The organism is Vibrio sp. 10N.222.52.B7, assembly GCF_041474275.1.
GTDB lineage: Bacteria > Pseudomonadota > Gammaproteobacteria > Enterobacterales > Vibrionaceae > Vibrio > Vibrio crassostreae_C.
The window spans coordinates 1-259 of record NZ_JBFRTU010000139.1; the positions used below are offsets into that span (position 1 = coordinate 1).

At 42.1% G+C, this 259-nt stretch carries 1 pseudogene; it reads left to right on the forward strand.

The features are described from left to right. Positions 1–259 (forward strand): annotated as a pseudogene (locus tag AB4512_RS21630) (ATPase); the annotation flags it as partial.

Below are 259 nucleotides of genomic sequence, written 5' to 3' on the forward strand. Positions count from 1 at the left end.
TTGTTGTTGGTGTTGCCGCCAAAAGTTAATGCCTCTGAAGATAGTGAAAGCTTTGGCCAACGTTGGTTAAAACGTCATTTCGATAAACTGATTTCTGTTTCACAACACAATGAAGCCGGCGATGTAGTTCAAGCAACTCACGCTCTTCCTCAGATGCAAAGCGCCCAAAACGGATTGGATAAATTTGAACAGCAAAACACGGCTGTTGAATTAGTCAAAAAAGTGGTGTCTGGACATCGTAAACGTCCTTTGATTCTCA